Origin of the sequence: Olleya sp. Ti.3.14 (genome assembly GCF_038154885.1) — a bacterium.
GTDB lineage: Bacteria > Bacteroidota > Bacteroidia > Flavobacteriales > Flavobacteriaceae > Olleya.
The window spans coordinates 1-432 of record NZ_JBAKAO010000032.1; the positions used below are offsets into that span (position 1 = coordinate 1).

Sequence of the window (432 nt, forward strand, 5' to 3'; positions counted from 1 at the left end):
CTTTTAATCCAAACGCTAATTTAGTTCCTGTTCCTACAGGTATGGTGTAAGAAAAATCTACATAAGCATTAGTCTCGCTTACTGGTCCTACTTCATCACTTATTAATGATAGTCCCAATCCTACATTCTTACCAACTGGCGAATGTAGGGTTAGTGTTCCTGTAGTTGGTGCTCCTTCTAATCCAACCCATTGGCTTCTGTATAGTGCGCCTATGGCAACACCATCTGTCGATCCTGCATATGCTGGATTGACCACATTCATGTTATACATGTACTGTGTGTACTGTGGATCTTGTTGGGCTTGTACACCTATAAACACTAGGAATACGATATATATTATTTTTTTCATCTGTTTCTTGTTGGTTTTCTAGTTAGTTTATCTGTTTATATATACCCAAGAGGCTTTTGTTTTGTTTCCTTGATACTTCATTA

1 protein-coding gene is annotated in these 432 nt (G+C 37.5%); it reads right to left on the bottom strand.

The window, feature by feature from the left end:
- A partial coding sequence (locus tag V6251_RS15145) for a PorP/SprF family type IX secretion system membrane protein (protein ID WP_341588998.1) occupies positions 1–349 on the bottom strand: 349 nt, incomplete at its 3' end.
- Positions 350–432: the final 83 nt, after the last annotated feature.